Here is a 2,557-nt window from a genome sequence, read left to right as displayed (position 1 = left end):
GCCGCCGAACCGGCCGTGGCCCTGACCGTGCCGCTGATCGTCGACGCGCGCGCCGCGCAAAACTGGGATGACGCACACTGATGACCGACCCGAATGAAGCCCCCATCCGCGACGACCGCGAGGCGCGTCGCTATGTCCTGGACATCGACGGCCAGAGCGCCGTGGTGATCTATAACGAGGCGGGCGGCGGCCTTTTGATCACCGAGACCCTGGTGCCCCAGGCCCTGGAGGGACAGGGAATCGCCAGCCGCATGGCCCGTTTTGTCCTGGAGGACATCCGCGCGCGCGGGCTTCTGGTCCTGCCGACCTGCCCCTTCTTCGCCAGCTATCTGAAGAAACACCCGGAATGGACCGACATCGTCCACCCCAGCTACCGCATCGCCCTTGGCCTCTGATCCGTTCGATGTCCTGATCGTCGGCGCCGGGGCGGCGGGCATGATGTGCGCGGTCGAGGCGGGGCGGCGGGGGCGGCGGGTGCTGGTCGTGGACCACGCTTCGGCGCCGGGCGAGAAGATCCGCATCTCGGGCGGGGGGCGGTGCAATTTCACCAATCTGGGCGCCGGACCTCAGGCCTTCCTGGGCGAGAATCCGCGCTTCGCCACCTCGGCCCTGAAGCGGTTTTCGCAGCACGACTTCATCAAGCGCGTCGATGCGGCGGGCATCGCCTGGCACGAGAAGACCCTGGGTCAGTTGTTCTGCGACGGCAGCGCCAAACAGATCGTCCGCATGCTGACCGACGACATGGCGGCGGCCGGGGTCGAGATGCGGCTGGGCGTCGGCGTCGAGGCGATGGAGCCTGAGGGCGAGGACCATCGCGTGCGCCTGTCGGACGGATCGCACGTCACGGCCTCCAGCCTGGTGGTCGCCGCCGGCGGCAAGTCGATTCCCAAGATGGGGGCGACCGGCTGGGCCTATGAGGCCGCGCGGCGGTTCGATCTGCGGGTCACCGAAACCCGGCCCGCCCTGGTTCCCCTGACCTTCGAGCCGGGCCTGTTGGCCGAGACGGCGCCTCTGGCCGGCCTGTCGGTCGATGCGGTGGTCGGCTGCGGCAAGACCCGGTTTCGTGAGGGCATGCTGTTCACCCACCGGGGGATCAGCGGGCCGTCGATCCTGCAGATCAGCAGCTATTGGCGCGAGGGCCAGGCGATCACCCTGTCGATGGCGCCCGATGTCGATGTGTTCGAGACCCTGCGCGCGGCGCGGGCCGAGAACGGACGTCAGGCGGCGGCCACGGCCCTGGGCCACATCACGCCCCGCCGCCTGGCCGACGCCGTCCTGGCGCGGCTGAAGATCGGCGGCAATCTGGGCGACCTGTCGGACAAGGCCCTGCGGACCATCGACCAGGCGGTCAACGGCTGGAGCCTGAAGCCGGTGGGGTCCGAGGGCTATCGCACCGCCGAGGTGACCCTGGGCGGCGTCGACACGGCGGCCCTGGATCAGAAGACGATGGCGGTTCGGGATCGGCCGAACCTGTTCTTCATCGGCGAGGCGGTGGACGTCACCGGCTGGCTGGGCGGTTATAATTTCCAATGGGCCTGGTCGTCGGGCTGGGCGGCGGGCCAGGTCTGCTGAAACCGCGAACCCGGCCTTCGTGGGACCTGGGCCGATTGGTCGCATGGGCGAACGGGCTTAGGGCGCCCAAGTCTGTGGGCATGACACGGAGACGCCCATGCCCCTTCTGATGTGCCCCAACGACAATGCGCCGATGCAGACGCTGGAACGTTCCGGCGTCCAGTTCGACATGTGCCCGACCTGCCGCGGCGTGTGGCTGGACCGGGGCGAGCTGGAGAAGCTGATGGAGGCCGCGACCCAGGACGCGCGCGCCGCCGCCCCGCCGCCGCCTCAACCGGCCGCCCAACCCTATCCGCCGCAACAGGCGCAGCAACAGCCCTGGGGCGCCCCCCCGCAAGGGTATCGCGACGACCGCTACCGCCGCGACGACGACTATCACCACCGCAAGAAGAAGAAGCGGATGGACATCTTCGACATCTTCGACTGACGTCCGCCCCTCGCGGAGGACCGCACGAACGAAAAAGGCGGCGCCCGATCTGGACGCCGCCTTCTTCATGTCAGGCTGGAGCCGTCACTCAGTCGCGACGACGACGGCCGCGATCGCCGCCGCGATCGCCGTCCCGCTTGGGACGGCCGCCGGTGTCTTCCGACAGGGGCGGCTCGCCCCGCTCGGCGCGTTCGGCGTTGATCTTGTCGGTGATGTCCTCACCGGTTTCCTGATCGACGACCTTCATCGACAGCTTGGTCTTGCCGCGATCGTCCAGGCCCAGGAATTTGACCTTGACCTCCTGGCCTTCCGAAACGACGTCGGCCGGATTGGCGACGCGCTCCAGGGCCATCTGCGACACGTGGACCAGGCCGTCCTTGGCGCCGAAGAAGTTCACGAAGGCGCCGAAATCGACGACCTTCACCACCTTGCCGGTGTAGACCTTGCCCACTTCGGCCTCGGCCGCGATGGAGTTGATCCAGGTCTTGGCGGCCTCGATCTTGTCCTGGTCGTTGGCGGCGATCTTGATGGTGCCGTCGTCGCCGATGTCGATCTTGG

Annotated in this window: 5 protein-coding genes; 4 read left to right on the top strand and 1 reads right to left on the bottom strand. The window is 68.4% G+C overall.

All coding sequences use genetic code 11. The features are described from left to right. The 4 genes from V7D63_RS13475 to V7D63_RS13420 form a co-directional block, all read left to right on the top strand. Window positions 1-81 (top strand): hypothetical protein (locus V7D63_RS13475; RefSeq protein WP_442882150.1); only part of this gene is annotated, 81 nt, incomplete at its 5' end. After that, the gene (locus tag V7D63_RS13430) at window positions 81-395 is read left to right on the top strand and encodes a GNAT family N-acetyltransferase (protein WP_333592782.1); all 315 of its coding nucleotides are present in this window, start codon (window positions 81-83) and stop codon (window positions 393-395) included. The genes V7D63_RS13475 and V7D63_RS13430, both read left to right, overlap by 1 nt. Beyond that, on the top strand, window positions 385-1,572 hold the full coding sequence (locus V7D63_RS13425) for an NAD(P)/FAD-dependent oxidoreductase (protein ID WP_333592781.1): 1,188 nt from the start codon (window positions 385-387) through the stop codon (window positions 1,570-1,572). The genes V7D63_RS13430 and V7D63_RS13425 overlap by 11 nt, the downstream gene beginning before the upstream one ends. Window positions 1,573-1,669: 97 nt before the next feature. After that, window positions 1,670-1,999, top strand: coding sequence for a TFIIB-type zinc ribbon-containing protein (locus tag V7D63_RS13420; protein ID WP_333592780.1), 330 nt, complete (start codon window positions 1,670-1,672; stop codon window positions 1,997-1,999). A gap of 88 nt (window positions 2,000-2,087) precedes the next feature. Here V7D63_RS13420 and V7D63_RS13415 read toward each other — a convergent pair. Continuing rightward, window positions 2,088-2,557 (bottom strand): S1 RNA-binding domain-containing protein (locus V7D63_RS13415; RefSeq protein ID WP_333592779.1); only part of this gene is annotated, 470 nt, incomplete at its 5' end.

The organism is Brevundimonas sp., from assembly GCF_036732845.1.
Taxonomy (GTDB): Bacteria; Pseudomonadota; Alphaproteobacteria; order Caulobacterales; family Caulobacteraceae; genus Brevundimonas.
The sequence above is the reverse complement of the archived record's forward strand: the minus strand, read 5'-3'. Positions and strand labels throughout refer to the sequence as shown.

Coding starts and splice junctions, on each gene's coding strand:
- V7D63_RS13420 (WP_333592780.1), top strand. CDS start 1,670: ATGCCCCTTCTGATGTGCCCCAACGACAATGCGCCGATGCAGACGCTG.
- V7D63_RS13430 (WP_333592782.1), top strand. CDS start 81: ATGACCGACCCGAATGAAGCCCCCATCCGCGACGACCGCGAGGCGCGT.